Source organism: Aquipuribacter aurantiacus (assembly GCF_051216895.1).
Lineage (GTDB): Bacteria > Actinomycetota > Actinomycetes > Actinomycetales > JBBAYJ01 > Aquipuribacter.
In genome coordinates this window covers 311,881-325,829 of sequence record NZ_JBPKAO010000001.1, presented here as the reverse complement: position 1 = coordinate 325,829, position 13,949 = coordinate 311,881, and the positions used below count along the sequence as shown (strand labels likewise).

The window sequence follows — 13,949 nt, the reverse complement described above, 5'->3', positions numbered from 1 at the left end:
CAGCCGGTGACCGTGGCCATCGAGGTCCACCGGGCGCCCGTGCCCGTCGACCTCCGCACGTCCGTCGCCGCTGTGCTCGCCGACGCGTTCGCCGAGGACGACTGGGGCGGGCACCGTGACGGACCGCGCCGCCCGGGCGGTGTGCCCCTGCTGATGCAGGTGGCCGCCGACGTGGGCGCCCGGCGGGGCGGGCTGGTCGTGGCGCACCAGGTTGCGGGGCGGCGCGGGCCGCACACGCCGCGCGGGGGGCGGGACCGCGCGCTCCCGCCCCTCGTGCACGGGGCCGCGGTGTGGGTGCCCGCCGACCGACGCGGGGGTGGGCCGGTGGACGCCGTCCGCGCCCGGGCCGTGGGGCTGCCCCTGGTGCTGGGGCCTCGTGGGCTGGGCCGGGTGCTGCGCGACGAGGCGGACACCGACCGCGCGGTCGACCCGCACGTCGGCCCCGGCGACGCCTACCTGTGGGTGCTCGGCGTCCGGCGCGACCGCCACGGTCACGGGCTCGGCCGGGCGCTCGTCGAGGCGACGGCGACCGACGCGACCGAGCGCGGGCACGGGCGGCTCGTCCTGGTCACCCACGACCCCCGCAACGTCGCCGTCTACCGGGCGCTGGGCTTCATCCTGCTGCAGAGCAGCCGGCGGGCCTCGGGCATCACGCTGCACGTCCTGGCGCGCGAGCTGCGGACCGACGGTCGACCCGGGCCGGAGACGGGCTGACCGGCCGCGTCAGGGGCGTCACGTCGCGGGCCGGTCGCGTCAGGTCGCGAGCAGGTCCGCCTCCAGGGCGGTCGCGGCCTCGAGCAGCGGCGGGAGCAGCTCGGCAGTGATCTCGCCCACCGACCCGCGCTCCAGCGGCGCGGAGATGTTCATGGCCGCCACCACCTCGCCGCCACGCCCGTGCAGCGGCACGGCCATCGAGCGCAGCCCCAGCTCCAGCTCCTGGTCCACCAGCGCGAACCCGGCGTCCCGGACCTCCTCCAGCACGACGCGGAGCCGGTCGGGGTCGGTGACCGTCAAGGGGGTGAGGGGCTGCGGCCGCACCCGGCGCAGGTAGTCCTCCCGCCAGGCCGTGGGCGCCCCCGCCAGCAGGACGCGACCCATCGAGGTGGGGTAGGCCGGGTACCGGGTGCCGACGTTGATCGCCGCCTTCATGATCTTGCGGGCGTGGACCCGGCCCACGTAGACCAGGTCGTCGCCGTCCAGCACCGACACCGAGCACGACTCGTGCAGCGCGTTCGACAACCGCTCCATGTGCGGCTGGGCCACCTCGAGCAGGGTCAGGCCCGACAGGTAGGCGAACCCCAGCTCGAGCACCCGGGGGCGCAGCGCGAAGGACGACTCGTGCTGGTGGACGTAGCCCAGCTCGACCAGCGTCAGCAGGAACCGTCGCGCCGCGGCCCGGGTCAGCCCGGTTCGCCGGGCCACGTCGGACAGGCTCAGCTGCTGGTGCTGGGAGTCGAACGCCTTGATCACGGCCAGGCCGCGCTCGAGGGAGCGGACGAAGGTGTCGCTGCTGGCGGTCCGCCCGGACGTCGTCACGTCGTCACCCGCTGCGCTCCCCTGCTCGGCCACGCCCTGCTCGTCCACCGCACGATCCTCCCTCGGATCGGCACGGCCGAGGTGCCATCAGCCGACCGCGGCCGTCGCCTCGATGGCCCGCAGCACCTCGAGCTCCCGTGACGTCGGCTCCTCGGTCACCACGAGGTCGTCGGCGACCCGGAGGTCCCAGCCGGTGGCCTCGCGCGCCTGCTCGACGCCGACGCCGGGGTGGACGGCCACCAGGACGAGCTCGCAGGTGCCCGGGTCCGGGCGCAGCACCCCCAGGTCGGTGATGACCTGCGTCGGTCCGCGTCCGCGCAGCCCGTGGCGCTCCCGGTCCCCCGGTCCCCGACCGAACCCGACCGAGGTGACGAAGTCCACCGTGTCCACGAAGGTGCGTCGTGACTGGCTGACGACCACGACGACCTCGCCGCAGGACGCGGCGATCTCCGGGGCCCCGCCGGCCCCGGGCAGGCGCACCCGGGGTTCGTCGTAGGGGCCGATGACGGTGGTGTTGATGTTCGCGAACCGGTCCAGCTGGGCGGCGCCCAGGAACCCCACGTCGATGCGGCCGGGCTGCAGCCAGTAGTTGAAGATCTCGGGCACGCTCACCACCGACACGGCGGTGTCGGCCAGCACGCCGTCGCCGATCGACAGCGGCAGCCGGTCCGGGGCCGCGCCGATGGTGCCGGACTCGTAGACCAGGACCAGGTCCGGGGCGTGGGTGGCACGAGCCAGGTTGGCCGCGGTGGACGGCCTGCCGATCCCCACGAAGCACGTCGCCCGGTCCGCGAGCGCCCGCGACGCCGCGACCGTCATCATCTCCGACGTCGTCCAGCCGGTCACGGCGCGACCCCCGCCGCGCCGAGGACCTCACGGTCCAGCCAGGCCGTGAAGGTGTCCCGGTCGCGGCTGATGGCGTCCCAGGACCGGTAGTAGTCGTTGTCGCGGTCGGAGTAGCCGTGGGCGTAGGACGGGTGGGCCCCGCCCGGCACCTCGGCGACGGCGTCGACCACCCACGACGGCAGGACGACGGCACCGGGGCGCGGCTCGAGCGCGTCGACCACCTCCTCGACGGTGAACAGCACCCGCTCCGAGGCGAGCGCGACCTCCTTCTGCACGCCGGTGATGCCCCACAGCTGCACGTTGCCGGCCCGGTCGGCCTGCTGGGCGTGCAGCACGGCGACGTCGGGCGTGAGGGCGGGGACCGCGGTCAGCTCCTCGCCGGTGAACGGGCAGACGACGGAACGGATGGTGTCGGTGTGCCGGGGCAGGTCGGTCCCCCGGTAGCCGCGCATCACCGCGAAGGGCAGGCCCGAGGCCCCCGCGACGTACCGGTTGGCCAGCCCGGCGTGGGAGTGCTCCTCGATGGCCAGCGGCCGCGGCCAGGCGTTCTGCACCGCGTCGCGGAAGCGGTGCAGCGAGCCGACGCCCGGGTTGCCCCCCCAGCTGAACACCAGCTTCGACGCGCAGCCGGCGCCGATCATCTGGTCGTAGACGATGTCCGGCGTCATCCGCACCAGGGTGAGGTCGCGTCGACCCTGCCGGATCACCTCCTGCCCGGCGACGACCGGGATCAGGTGCGTGAACCCCTCGACCGCGACGGTGTCACCGTCGTGCACCAGGGCCGCGACGGCGTCGGGCAGGCTCATCAGCTCGGCCACGTCAGCGCTCCGGGAGGCTGCGGTCGAGCACCTGGCACAGCACGTCGCGCAGGGCCGGGTACGGGTCCTCGACGACCTGCAGCGACCGCCACGCCACGTGGTTGTCCGGGCGGACGAGGACGCAGCCGTCCTCGTCGACCTCGCGCAGCCTCGCCCAGTCGTCGTACAGGTCGGTGTAGGCCCGGGCGGGACCGACGACGGCTGCGTGGACCTCGACGCCCAGCTCGGCCGACAGCCGCTGGGCCGCCATGGCCCAGCCGTCCCCGCCGATGCCGGTGAACAGGGTGAACCGGCCGTGCCCGGCCACGTCGAGCGTGCTGACCTTGCGGTGCCCCTCGCCCCCGCGGTGCCCGAGCCAGGCGTGGGGCAGCCGCGCCCCGGGCCACGTCGTGGGGTGGAAGTACAGCTCGGGGTCGCGGTCGTAGGCCGGTTCCGGGGTGCCGTCGGGCACCACGGCGCCGCTGGCGTACCGCTGCCCGAGCTCGACGCCGTGGGCGTTGAACTCGTAGTCCTTGAGCTCCAGCGCCTTCTTCAGCGCCTCGCGCTTGGTGCGGGCCTGCGGGGTGTCGTCGGCGCGGTCGTCGATCCGGGCGCGCATCACCTCGGGGTCGTTCGTGCCGGTCAGGCCGAGCGCGGCGAAGATGGGCCCGAACTCCTCGATGGACTTGTTGGCCCGCAGCACGATCTGCTCCGCGACGGGCGCCCGCTCCGGCTGGTAGGAGTCGAGCAGCCCGGGCCCGGCCTTGCCCTGCAGCACGTGGGCCAGCTTCCAGGCCAGGTTGTAGGCGTCCTGGATGCTGGTGTTGGACCCGAGCCCGTTGCTCGGCGGGTGCCGGTGCGTGGCGTCGCCCATGGCGAACACCCGGCCACGACGGTTCTCGGTGGCGTACCACTTGTTGTTGCCCCACAGCGAGGTCGACACCAGCTCGACGTCGATGCTGTCGTCGCCCACCAGGTCGTGGACGACCGTGGTCGCGAACGCCTCGTCGACCACGGGCGGGGTGGAGGCGATGTCGTAGCCCCACACGATCAACCACTCGTCCCAGGGCCGGACGCAGCGGACCAGACCCAGGCCGATGCCCCCGACGTCGCTGCCGGGCTGCAGCACCCAGTAGAGGATCGACGGGCGCTGCTCGACGAACCTCGACAGGTCGGCCTTGAACACGATGTTCATGGACCCCGCGACGTCCATCTGCCCCTCGAACGGCAGGTCGAGGTCCGTGACGACCTGCGAGCGCCCGCCGTCGGCGCCGATGACGTACCTCGCGCGGATCGGGTACTGGGTCCCGGTCAGCCGGTCCCGGACGGTCACGGTGACGCCGTCGTCGTCCTGCACCATCGACACGTACTCGGTGTCGAAGCGGACGTGGGCGCCGCGCTCGGCGGCGTTGCGGACCAGGATCGGCTCCATGAGGTTCTGCGGGATGTCGCAGATGCTCGACGGGCTGGCCAACGTGTAGTCGGCCTGCCGCCGCGGGTGGGTACCCCAGGTGCGGACCCGGCCCAGCTCGTCACCGGCCAGGCTGGTGCAGAACACCGTGTCGCCCATCAGGTGCTGAGGCACGGCGAGCGGGGTGACCTGGTCCTCGACGCCCAGGTCGCGCAGCACCTCCATGGTCCGCTGGTTGGTGATGTGGGCGCGCGGGGTGTTGGCGGTCCACCGGTACTTGGTGATGACGACGTGCTCGACGCCGTAGGTGGCCAGGGCGAGCGAGCTCGCCGCGCCGGCGGGGCCGGTGCCGATGACCAGGACGTCGGTCTCGAGGGCGCTCATGCGGTGGGTCCTCCCGTGCTGGTGGTGGGTGCCTCGGGTGCGAGGACGACGTCGAAGCGGGTGCGGTACCAGGGCCCGTCGACCGTGCGGCCCTCCGGCGCCTCGCCCGGCGGCTGCTCGGCGAAGTCCAGGACGAGGGAGTCCTTGACGCCGAACACCGCGTCGGAGCCCAGGTAGGGGTCACCGGCCACGAACACGTGGGTCACCAGGGTCCGCATGCCGTCGGCGGTGACCATGAAGTGGATGTGGGCGGGGCGGTAGCTGCTGCGGCCGGCCGCGGCGAGCAGGTCACCGACGGGGCCGTCGTCGGGGATCGGGTAGCTGGCGGGCAGCACCGACCAGAACCGGTAGGACCCGTCGGCGTCGCTGAACAGGTGACCGCGGCCCGTCATCGTGCCCTCGGTGCCGCCGCCGTCGAGCTGGACGTCGTAGAAGCCGTCCTCGTCGGCCTCCCACACCTCGATCCGGGCCCCGGCGACGGGTCGACCGGCCGTGTCGGTGACGCTGCCCTCGACCCAGCAGGGCGCACCCTTGGCGCCCTGGCTGACGTCACCGCCCAGCGGGGTCTCGGGGCTCCCCTCGACGAAGAACGGCCCGAACACCGTGGCCTCGGTCGCGGCTCCGGGCCCGGAGCCGGTGGCGGGGTTGTTGACGCCGATGGTCAGCATCGACAGGCCCAGGACGTCGGACAGCAGGATGAACTCCTGCCGGGTGTCGGTCGTGATGTCGCCGCAGCCGCGCAGGAACGCGATGGCCTGGGCCCACTCCGCCTCGCTCAGGCGGACGTCGCGGACGAAGCCGTGCAGGTGCTCGACCAGGCTGGTCATCACCTCGCGGTAGCGGGCGTCGGTCGAGGTGGCGAAGCCGGCGAGGACTGCGTCGGTGACGGCGCGCTCGCGGGCGGCCTGCTCGTCGGTGGGTCCGGTCGGGGCGGTCGGTCCGGTCGGGGCGTGGCTGGTCCGGTTCATGCGTGGGCTCCTGAGGGGTCGGGGCGCCCGGCCCACGCGGCACGCACCAGGGCGTCCACGTCGGCGCGGCTGATGGGTCGGGGGTTGGGTATCGCGCCGTCGGCGACCGTGTCGGCGACCAGGCGTACCGCCTCGTCCAGGTCGCCCTCGGCCAGGCCGACGTCGCGCAGCCCGGCGGGGATGCCGATCGCGTCGTCCAGGCGGGCCAGCGCACCGACCGGGTCGGTCTCCTCGCCCAGCGCCCGGCCCAGCCGGGTGGCCCGCTCCCCCAGCGCCGGGACCTGGAAGGCGAGGACGTGGGGCAGGACGACGGCGTGCATCGCGGCGTGCGGCAGGTCGAACGCGCCGCCGAGGACGTGGCAGGTCTTGTGGTGCAACCCGGACCCGGCGGCGGCGAACGCCGTCCCGGACAGCCAGGCGCCGTAGAGCACGTCGGATCGGGCGTCGACGTCGCGGCCGTCGGCCAGCACGGCGGGCAGACCTCGGCGCAGCGCCGTGACCCCCTCGAGCGCCATCAGGTCGGTGACGGGGTTGGCCCCCGGCCCCCAGACGGCCTCGACGCAGTGCGCCATGGCGTTCATGCCGCTGGCGGCGCTGAGGTCCGCGGGCAGACCGACGGTCAGCTCGGGGTCGTAGACGACGGTGCGCGGCGCGACCACGTCGGCCACGCCCGTCCTCTTGCGGCCGTCCTGGGTCAGGCCCCAGACGTTCGTCATCTCCGACCCGGCGTAGGTGGTCGGCACGGCCAGCACGGGCAGGGAGTCGGTGAGGGCGACGGCCTTGGCCGTACCGGTGGTCGACCCGCCGCCGACCGACAGGACGAGGTCTGCCTGGGTCTCGCGGGCCATGGCCCGGGCGGCCTCGGCGCAGGCGAGCGGCACGTGCTGGCGGACGTCGTCGAACCAGCCCACCACCCGCTCGCCCAGCGGGGCGGCGAGCTCGCGTGCCAGCGGCACCTCCGCCTCGCCCGCGACGACGAGGACGCGGACGGCCCCGAGCCGGTCGACCTCCTCCAGCAGCCGGGTGCGGGCGACGCCGGGGCCGAACACGACCCGGGTCCGGAGCGAGGAGTACGTGAAGGTCATGCGCGTGCCTTCCGTGTGCTGACGGCGGTGGCGAGCCGGTGACCGACGGGGAACAGCCCGTGCCGGCGGTGCGGGTCGAGCAGGCCCCAGACGCCGCGGGGGGCGAGCAGGACGACGAGGATCGCGATCACCCCGAGGATCACCAGGTACACCGACCCGAGGTCGGACAGGGTCTCCTGCAGGGCGAAGAACACCAGGGCCCCCACCAGCGGGCCCTCCAGGGTGCCGACCCCGCCGATGACGACCATGAACACCATGAACGCCGTCCACTGCACGCTGAACACGCTGTCGGGCTGGACCCGCAGGCTGGACAGCGCCAGCAGCGCGCCCGCCGCCCCGGCCCCGGCGGCGGAGGCCACGAAGACGACCCGCTTGACCCGGGTGACGTCGATGCCGTTGCTGGCCGCGGCGGTGGCGTCGTCACGGACGGCGGTGAGCGCGATGCCGAGGCGCGAGGAGATGAGCCAGACCGTGCCCGCGACGACCGCGACCACGACGATCAGGGCGCACCAGTAGGTGAACGCGATCCGGAGCCCGGCGTCGGTGCCGGCCAGCGAGCGCAGCGACGTGCCCGACCCGGCGCCGACCTCGCGGAACTGGACGACGACCAGCCGGAACACCTCGGCGATCACCCAGGTGCCGATGGCGAAGTAGCCCCCGACGAGGCGGAAGGCCAGGAACGAGACGGGGATCGAGACCAGCCCGGCGACGACGGCGGCGAGCGGGACGGCCAGGAACGGGTCGATGCCGACGATGTCGGAGGCCACGACCAGGCCGTAGGCGCCGAGCCCGATGTAGGCCTGCTGGCCGACGGACACCATGCCGCCGTACCCGGCGAGCAGGTTCCAGGTGACGGCGATGACCACGTACACGAACAGGGTCACCAGCGACGTGAGGGTCGCGGAGGTCACCAGGTAGGGCAGCACCGCCAGGGCGACGACGACGGCGACCAGCGAACCCGTGCCGATGGTCGAGGTCCGGCCGCCGCGCACCACCCGCGGCGTCGGCGTCGCTGCGGCCGGGGCGTCGGGCGCGGTGGGGGCGCTCATGTCGCGGCCACCTTCGGCAGCAGGCCCTGCGGTCGTAGCGCCAGGACGAGCAGGAACACCAGGTGCCCGGCGAGGATCTGCTGCGCCGGGTCGATCCAGGCCCCGACGGTCTGCGCGACCCCCAGCACGACGCCGCCGAGCAGGGTGCCCCAGACGTTGCCGAGCCCGCCGATGATGACGGCCTCGAACGCGATGATGAGCAGCAGCGGCCCGCTCAGCGGGGTGAAGGTGGTCTGGATGCCGTTGACCACCCCCGCGAGCGCCACCGTGGCGAACGCGATGGCGGCGGCCACGCCGTAGACGTGCTTGGCGTCGACGCCCATGAGCCGCACGGCCTGCGGGTCGTCGCTGGTGGCGCGGATGATGCGGCCCAGGCTGGTGCGCGCCAGGAACAGCGACAGCCCGGCCAGCAGGGCCACGGCGAGGGTGAACACGGCCAGCGGCAGGTACCCGACGGACAGGCCCCCGGCCCGGAAGCTGGCCGTGGTCAGCGCGCCGACGTCGAGGCGGCGCTGGTCGGCGGTGAAGGTGGCCAGCAGCAGGTTCTGCACCACGATCGACAGCCCGAAGGTCACCAGCAGCGACGGCAGCGGGCTCGGCCCGACCGTCCGGTCCAGCACCACCCGCTGGGTGAGGTACCCCAGGGCCGCGGAGGCCGGGACGACGACCAGCAGCGACAGCAGCGGGTGGACCCCCAGGGCGGTGCCGAGCACGAGCGACCCGAACGCACCGAGCACGGCGACCTCGCCGTGGGCCAGGTTGACCAGGCGCATCACCCCGAACATCAGCGACAGCCCGGTCGCGAACAGCGCGTACAGCCCGCCGAGCAGCAGCCCCTGCACGACCGCGTTGAGCAGCGTCATGCCCTCACCCCGAAGTAGGCGGCGGAGACCTGCTCCATCGAGACCCCGCTGCTGGTGCCCTCGAGCGACGTGCGCCCCTCGAGCATGCAGTGCACGTGGTCGGCGACGGCGAAGGCCTGCCGGACGTCCTGCTCGACGAGCAGCACGGTGGTGCCCTTGCCGGTGATCGCGGGCAGCGCGGCGTACAGCTGCTTGACCACGACCGGGGCCAGGCCGAGCGACACCTCGTCCAGCAGCAGCAGGCGCGGGTTGCTCATCAGGGCCCGGCCGATGGCGGTGGCCTGCTGCTCCCCGCCGGACATCGCCCCGGCCCGACGGGCACGGCGCTCGGCCACCAGCGGGAACAGCTCGTAGACCGACCGGAGGTCCCACGGCCCGGGGCGCTTGGCGCTGGCCCCCACCTGCAGGTTCTCCTCCACCGTCAGGCTGCCGAACAGCCGACGCCCCTCCGGCACCATCGAGATGCCCATCCGGACCCGCTTGTGCGGGCGGACCCGCGTGACGTCGTCACCGGCGAGGCGGACGTGCCCGGCGCTGGGCCGCAGCAGCCCGGTGATGGCGCTGAGCAGGGTGGACTTGCCGGCCCCGTTGGCGCCGATGACCGCGAGGACGTCACCCTCGGCCACGCGCAGCGAGACACCCTGGACCGCGCGCAGGTCACCGTGGCGGACCTCGAGGTCGGTGACCTCCAGCAGGGCGGTCATCCGTCGGTCCCCGTCGCTGCCTCGATCGTCACGGGGTCGTCCGGGGCGGTGCCCAGGTACGTGCGCCGGACCTCGGGCGAGGCCATCACCTCGCGCGGGTCGCCCTCGGCCAGGACGTGGCCGTAGGTCAGGCACATCAGCCGGTCGGCGACGGCCAGCAGGGCGTGGACGACGTGCTCGATCCAGACGATGGCCACGCCGGTGCGCTTGAGGCCGTCGACGGTGGCCACCAGCTCGGGCACCTCCTGCTCGGTCAGGCCACCCGCGATCTCGTCCAGCAGCACCAGCCGCGGTCGGCTCGCCATCGCCCGCGCCAGCTCCAGCCGCTTGCGGTCCAGCAACGGCAGCGCGCCGGCGGGGGTGTCGGCGCAGTGCAGCAGGTCCAGCTGCTCCAGCACCTCCACGGCCGCCCCGCGAGCGGCCCGACGACGCAGCCCCGCCCCGAACGTGGCCGACACCAGGACGTTCTCCAGCACGGTCATCTGCCCGAACGGCCGTGGCACCTGGTAGCTGCGGCCGATGCCGTCCCGGCAGCGCACGTGCGCCGGGTCCCGGGTCACGTCACGCCCGTCGAGCCGGACCGTGCCGGCGTCGGGGCGCAGCACGCCGGTAACGACGTTGAGCAGGGTGGACTTGCCGGCCCCGTTGGGACCGACGATGCCCAGGGTCTCCCCGGCGGCGACGTGCAGGTCGACGCCGTCGAGCACCTGCAGGCGACCGAAGCTGACGCTCAGCCCGGTCGCCTGCAGCAGCGGTCCGCTCACGCCAGCTCCTCGACCTCTCCGGCGGTCGGGATGTCGGTGGCCTGGGCGTTGGACACGATGACCAGGTCCGGGTCGCTGCCACCGGTGCGCCACTGCCCGCCGACCAGCTGCGTCTTCGCGACGTTGGGCACCGGGCCGGACGTCCAGTCCACGGTGCCGACGACGGTGTCCACGTTCAGCGCGGCGAGCGCGTCGACCAGGCCCTGCTTGTCGTCGGGGCCGGACGTCTGGGCGAACGCGGCCACGGCGACCTCGAACAGCGCGTGCACGAAGCCGATGGGCTGGGTCCAGGGCGCGCCGGTGGCCTCGGTCCAGGCCTCGGCCAGCTCGGCCGACGTCTGACCGGTCAGGCTGGACGTGAACGGGTGCGACGGGCTCCACCAGACCTCGCTGGACAGGTTGTCGCCCCGGTCGCCGACCGCGGTGATGCTGCTGGGGAACAGCAGCGCCTTGCCGACCGTGGCCATGGTCGGGGTGAAGTCCTGCTGGCCGGCCTGGTTCCAGAACGTCGTGAAGTCGGGCGGGATCGGGACGCCGACGAGGATCTCGACGCCGGCCTCCTTGAACTGCGAGATCTGCGCCGTGAAGTCCTGCGTGCCGTTGGCGTAGAAGCCGGGGTCGACCAGCGTGTAGCCGCGCTCGGTGATCGGCGGGAGGAACCCGAGCTCGGGGTCGCCCCAGGCGTTGCCGTCGGGGTCGTTGGGCCACAGCGCGCCGACGACCTTGTTGGTCTCGACCGAGTCCCACATGTCGAGGAACACGGCGATGACGTCCTCGAGCCCCCAGAAGAAGTGGTAGGTCCAGGCGAACGGCGCCTCGGGGTCGCCGCCGCGACCGAAGAAGAACGGCTGCCACGGGGCCAGGCTGCTCAGGCAGGGCACGCCGTTGGCCTCGCACTGGTCGGCGACGGGGTTGACGGTGTCGGGCGTGGAGCCGGCCAGGACGAGGTCGACCTGGTCGGTGAGGATCAGGTCGGCCGCGGCGTCGCCGGCGACGGTGGAGTCGGACTGGGTGTCCTTGACGATGATCTCGACCTGGCTGACGCCGGCGCCGGTGGTGATGCCGTTCTCGGCGAAGTACGCCGTCAGGGCCTCGATGACGAAGCTGTCGGCCTCGCCGAACGGGGCCAGCGGCCCCGTCTGCGGCGTGACGTAGCCGATCTTGATGGTGCGGGCCTCGGCGGTGGCGTCACCGGAGGCGGCCGGGGCGGCGGAGGCCCCCGCGTCGGAGCCGGTGTCGCTGCGCAGCTGGTCGGCGCAGCCGGCCAGGCCCAGGGCGCCGACGGCCGCCACGGCCGTGGTCCCGTGCAGGACGGCGCGCCGCGGCGGGCCGGAGGGGGAGGACGGGGATGCAGGGATGGTCGAGCGCATGGGTTGCCTCCATTGGCAACGGTTCGCAGAGCGAACGTGTGTGCGGCTGCAGAACAGCACACACCCCGCCTGCTTCACCTGTCAACCAGTTCCTCCCAACCCGTCGCCCCGATCCCCCCGGCGCGGGCGGTGACGCGGCTCTCACCTGGCAATTCGTCGGGACGGGTGGGTGATCTCACTCACCGTGACCGGCGTCTCATCGGCCCGCTGCGCGCCCGTGGCGGGCCTAGCGTCGCCATCTCGGCCACCACCCCTCGGCCATGGACCACCAACAGGAGGACGAGAGCGATGACCGTCGATGCCCCCAGGACGCACGCCACCACCACGACGACCGGGGACGCGCCCGCCGCACGTCAGGGCCGCGCCTCGGCCGCCCCGCGCTGGAGCACCCATGACCGGCTGCAGGCCTGGATCGAGGAGGTCGTCGCGCTGACCACCCCCGACCGCGTCCGGGTCTGCGACGGGAGCGACGCGGAGTGGACCGAGCTCACCGACGCGATGGTCGAGGCCGGCACGCTCACCCGCCTGGCGGCCAAGCCCAACAGCTTCCTGGCCACCTCCGACCCGACCGACGTCGCCCGCGTCGAGGACCGGACCTTCATCTGCTCCGTGGACCCCGCGGACGCCGGCCCCACCAACAACTGGATGGACCCGGCCGAGATGAAGGGCGTCCTCACCGAGCTGTACGACGGCTCGATGCGGGGCCGGACGATGTACGTCGTCCCGTTCGTCATGGGCCGCCTCGACATGACGCCCACCATGTTCGGCGTCGAGATCACCGACTCGCCGTACGTCGTGGCGTCCATGCGCATCATGACCCGGATGGGCGCGGAGGTGCTGGCCGCCCTCGAGGAGCGTGAGGCCGACTTCGTGCCGTGCCTGCACTCCGTCGGCATGCCGCTGGGCGACGGCGAGACCGACGTCGCCTGGCCCAGCAACGAGACCAAGTACATCGTCCAGTTCCCCGAGGAGCGGATGATCTGGTCCTACGGCTCCGGCTACGGCGGCAACGCCCTGCTGGGCAAGAAGTGCTACTCGCTGCGGATCGCGTCGGTGATGGCCCGCGACGAGGGCTGGCTCGCCGAGCACATGCTCATCCTCAAGCTGACCAGCCCGCAGCAGGAGACCCACTACGTCGCGGCGGCGTTCCCGAGCGCCTGCGGCAAGACCAACCTGGCCATGCTGGAGCCCACGATCCCGGGCTGGGAGGTCGAGACCCTCGGCGACGACATCGCCTGGATGCGCTTCGGCGACGACGGACGGCTGTGGGCGTCCAACCCCGAGTTCGGCCTGTTCGGGGTCGCCCCGGGCACCGGCTGGACCACCAACCCCAACGCGATGCGGACGATCGCGAAGGGCAACTCGCTGTTCACCAACGTCGCCCTGACCGACGACGGCGACGTCTGGTGGGAGGGGATGACCGAGGACGCCCCGGCGCACCTCACCGACTGGCACGGTGAGGACTGGACGCCGGACTCCGACCAGCCGTCGTCGCACCCCAACAGCCGTTTCTGCACCCCGATCAACCAGTGCCCGGTGCTCGCGAAGGAGTACGAGGACCCGCGCGGGGTGCCCATCTCGGCGATCCTGTTCGGCGGCCGGCGCCGCACCACCATCCCGCTCGTCACCGAGGCCCGGGACTGGGCGCACGGGGTGTTCATGGGTGCGACGCTGTCCAGCGAGACGACGGCCGCGGCCACCGGAAAGGTCGGCGTGGTCCGTCGCGACCCGATGGCCATGCTCCCGTTCATCGGCTACGACGCGGGCGACTACTTCGGCCACTGGCTCGACATGGCCAAGAACGCCGACGCCGACAAGATGCCGCGGATCTTCTACGTCAACTGGTTCCGCCGCGGCGAGGACGGTTCGTTCCTGTGGCCGGGGTTCGGGGAGAACGGGCGCGTCCTCAAGTGGGTCGTGGACCGCCTCGAGGGCCGCGCCGCCGCGAAGGACACCGCGATCGGCCGCGTCCCCACCTACGGCGCCATCGACACCGACGGGCTGGACCTCGACGACGAGACCCTGGCCGCGGCGCTGCGGGTCGACGTCGACGAGTGGTCCCGGGAGCTGCCGGAGATCCAGCGCTGGTTCGACACCTTCGGCGACACCCTGCCGTCCACCCTGCGCACCGAGCTCGACACCCTGCGCCAGCGCCTCACCGGCTGACGCCCT

13 protein-coding genes are annotated in these 13,949 nt (G+C 73.3%); 2 read left to right on the top strand and 11 right to left on the bottom strand.

What is annotated here, in order from left to right; translation table 11 throughout:
• Positions 1–6: 6 nt before the first annotated feature.
• Entirely contained in the window at positions 7–714 is a 708-nt protein-coding gene (locus ACR80Q_RS01600; protein ID WP_435375789.1) for a GNAT family N-acetyltransferase, read from the top strand.
• 39 nt (positions 715–753) lie between these two features.
• On the opposite strand, the gene ACR80Q_RS01595 is transcribed toward ACR80Q_RS01600, so the two are convergent.
• The 11 genes from ACR80Q_RS01595 to ACR80Q_RS01545 are packed head-to-tail and all read right to left on the bottom strand — an operon-like array spanning position 754 to position 11,777.
• Positions 754–1,584, bottom strand: coding sequence for an IclR family transcriptional regulator domain-containing protein (locus ACR80Q_RS01595; protein ID WP_435375788.1), 831 nt, complete (start codon positions 1,582–1,584; stop codon positions 754–756).
• A gap of 39 nt (positions 1,585–1,623) precedes the next feature.
• Positions 1,624–2,382, bottom strand: a complete 759-nt coding sequence (locus tag ACR80Q_RS01590) for a CoA-transferase subunit beta (protein ID WP_435375787.1) — start codon at positions 2,380–2,382, stop codon at positions 1,624–1,626.
• On the bottom strand, positions 2,379–3,200 hold the full coding sequence (locus ACR80Q_RS01585) for a CoA transferase subunit A (RefSeq protein ID WP_435375786.1): 822 nt from the start codon (positions 3,198–3,200) through the stop codon (positions 2,379–2,381). Before ACR80Q_RS01585 ends, ACR80Q_RS01590 begins: the two co-directional genes overlap by 4 nt.
• Before the next feature lies 1 nt (position 3,201).
• On the bottom strand, positions 3,202–4,974 hold the full coding sequence (locus ACR80Q_RS01580; RefSeq protein ID WP_435375785.1) for an FAD-dependent oxidoreductase: 1,773 nt from the start codon (positions 4,972–4,974) through the stop codon (positions 3,202–3,204).
• Positions 4,971–5,942, bottom strand: a complete 972-nt coding sequence (locus ACR80Q_RS01575) for a dioxygenase family protein (RefSeq protein ID WP_435375784.1) — start codon at positions 5,940–5,942, stop codon at positions 4,971–4,973. The genes ACR80Q_RS01580 and ACR80Q_RS01575 overlap by 4 nt, the downstream gene beginning before the upstream one ends.
• Entirely contained in the window at positions 5,939–7,027 is a 1,089-nt protein-coding gene (locus ACR80Q_RS01570; RefSeq protein ID WP_435375783.1) for a maleylacetate reductase, read from the bottom strand. The genes ACR80Q_RS01575 and ACR80Q_RS01570 overlap by 4 nt, the downstream gene beginning before the upstream one ends.
• The gene (locus ACR80Q_RS01565; RefSeq protein WP_435375782.1) at positions 7,024–8,076 is read right to left on the bottom strand and encodes a branched-chain amino acid ABC transporter permease; all 1,053 of its coding nucleotides are present in this window, start codon (positions 8,074–8,076) and stop codon (positions 7,024–7,026) included. Before ACR80Q_RS01565 ends, ACR80Q_RS01570 begins: the two co-directional genes overlap by 4 nt.
• The gene (locus ACR80Q_RS01560; RefSeq protein ID WP_435375781.1) at positions 8,073–8,939 is read right to left on the bottom strand and encodes a branched-chain amino acid ABC transporter permease; all 867 of its coding nucleotides are present in this window, start codon (positions 8,937–8,939) and stop codon (positions 8,073–8,075) included. Before ACR80Q_RS01560 ends, ACR80Q_RS01565 begins: the two co-directional genes overlap by 4 nt.
• Positions 8,936–9,643 (bottom strand): ABC transporter ATP-binding protein, encoded by a 708-nt coding sequence (locus ACR80Q_RS01555; RefSeq protein WP_435375780.1) that lies wholly within the window; start codon positions 9,641–9,643, stop codon positions 8,936–8,938. Before ACR80Q_RS01555 ends, ACR80Q_RS01560 begins: the two co-directional genes overlap by 4 nt.
• The gene (locus ACR80Q_RS01550; protein WP_435375779.1) at positions 9,640–10,407 is read right to left on the bottom strand and encodes an ABC transporter ATP-binding protein; all 768 of its coding nucleotides are present in this window, start codon (positions 10,405–10,407) and stop codon (positions 9,640–9,642) included. The genes ACR80Q_RS01555 and ACR80Q_RS01550 overlap by 4 nt, the downstream gene beginning before the upstream one ends.
• Positions 10,404–11,777 carry an ABC transporter substrate-binding protein gene (locus ACR80Q_RS01545; RefSeq protein WP_435375778.1) on the bottom strand — a complete coding sequence of 458 codons (1,374 nt, stop codon included), beginning with the start codon at positions 11,775–11,777 and terminating at the stop codon, positions 10,404–10,406. The genes ACR80Q_RS01550 and ACR80Q_RS01545 overlap by 4 nt, the downstream gene beginning before the upstream one ends.
• A 288-nt stretch (positions 11,778–12,065) precedes the next feature.
• On the opposite strand from ACR80Q_RS01545, the gene ACR80Q_RS01540 reads away from it, so the two are divergent.
• Entirely contained in the window at positions 12,066–13,943 is a 1,878-nt protein-coding gene (locus ACR80Q_RS01540; RefSeq protein ID WP_435375777.1) for a phosphoenolpyruvate carboxykinase (GTP), read from the top strand.
• Positions 13,944–13,949: the final 6 nt, after the last annotated feature.

Coding starts and splice junctions, on each gene's coding strand:
- ACR80Q_RS01580 (WP_435375785.1), bottom strand. CDS start 4,974: ATGAGCGCCCTCGAGACCGACGTCCTGGTCATCGGCACCGGCCCCGCC.
- ACR80Q_RS01575 (WP_435375784.1), bottom strand. CDS start 5,942: ATGAACCGGACCAGCCACGCCCCGACCGGACCGACCGCCCCGACCGGA.
- ACR80Q_RS01545 (WP_435375778.1), bottom strand. CDS start 11,777: ATGCGCTCGACCATCCCTGCATCCCCGTCCTCCCCCTCCGGCCCGCCG.
- ACR80Q_RS01570 (WP_435375783.1), bottom strand. CDS start 7,027: ATGACCTTCACGTACTCCTCGCTCCGGACCCGGGTCGTGTTCGGCCCC.
- ACR80Q_RS01540 (WP_435375777.1), top strand. CDS start 12,066: ATGACCGTCGATGCCCCCAGGACGCACGCCACCACCACGACGACCGGG.
- ACR80Q_RS01560 (WP_435375781.1), bottom strand. CDS start 8,939: ATGACGCTGCTCAACGCGGTCGTGCAGGGGCTGCTGCTCGGCGGGCTG.
- ACR80Q_RS01555 (WP_435375780.1), bottom strand. CDS start 9,643: ATGACCGCCCTGCTGGAGGTCACCGACCTCGAGGTCCGCCACGGTGAC.
- ACR80Q_RS01565 (WP_435375782.1), bottom strand. CDS start 8,076: ATGAGCGCCCCCACCGCGCCCGACGCCCCGGCCGCAGCGACGCCGACG.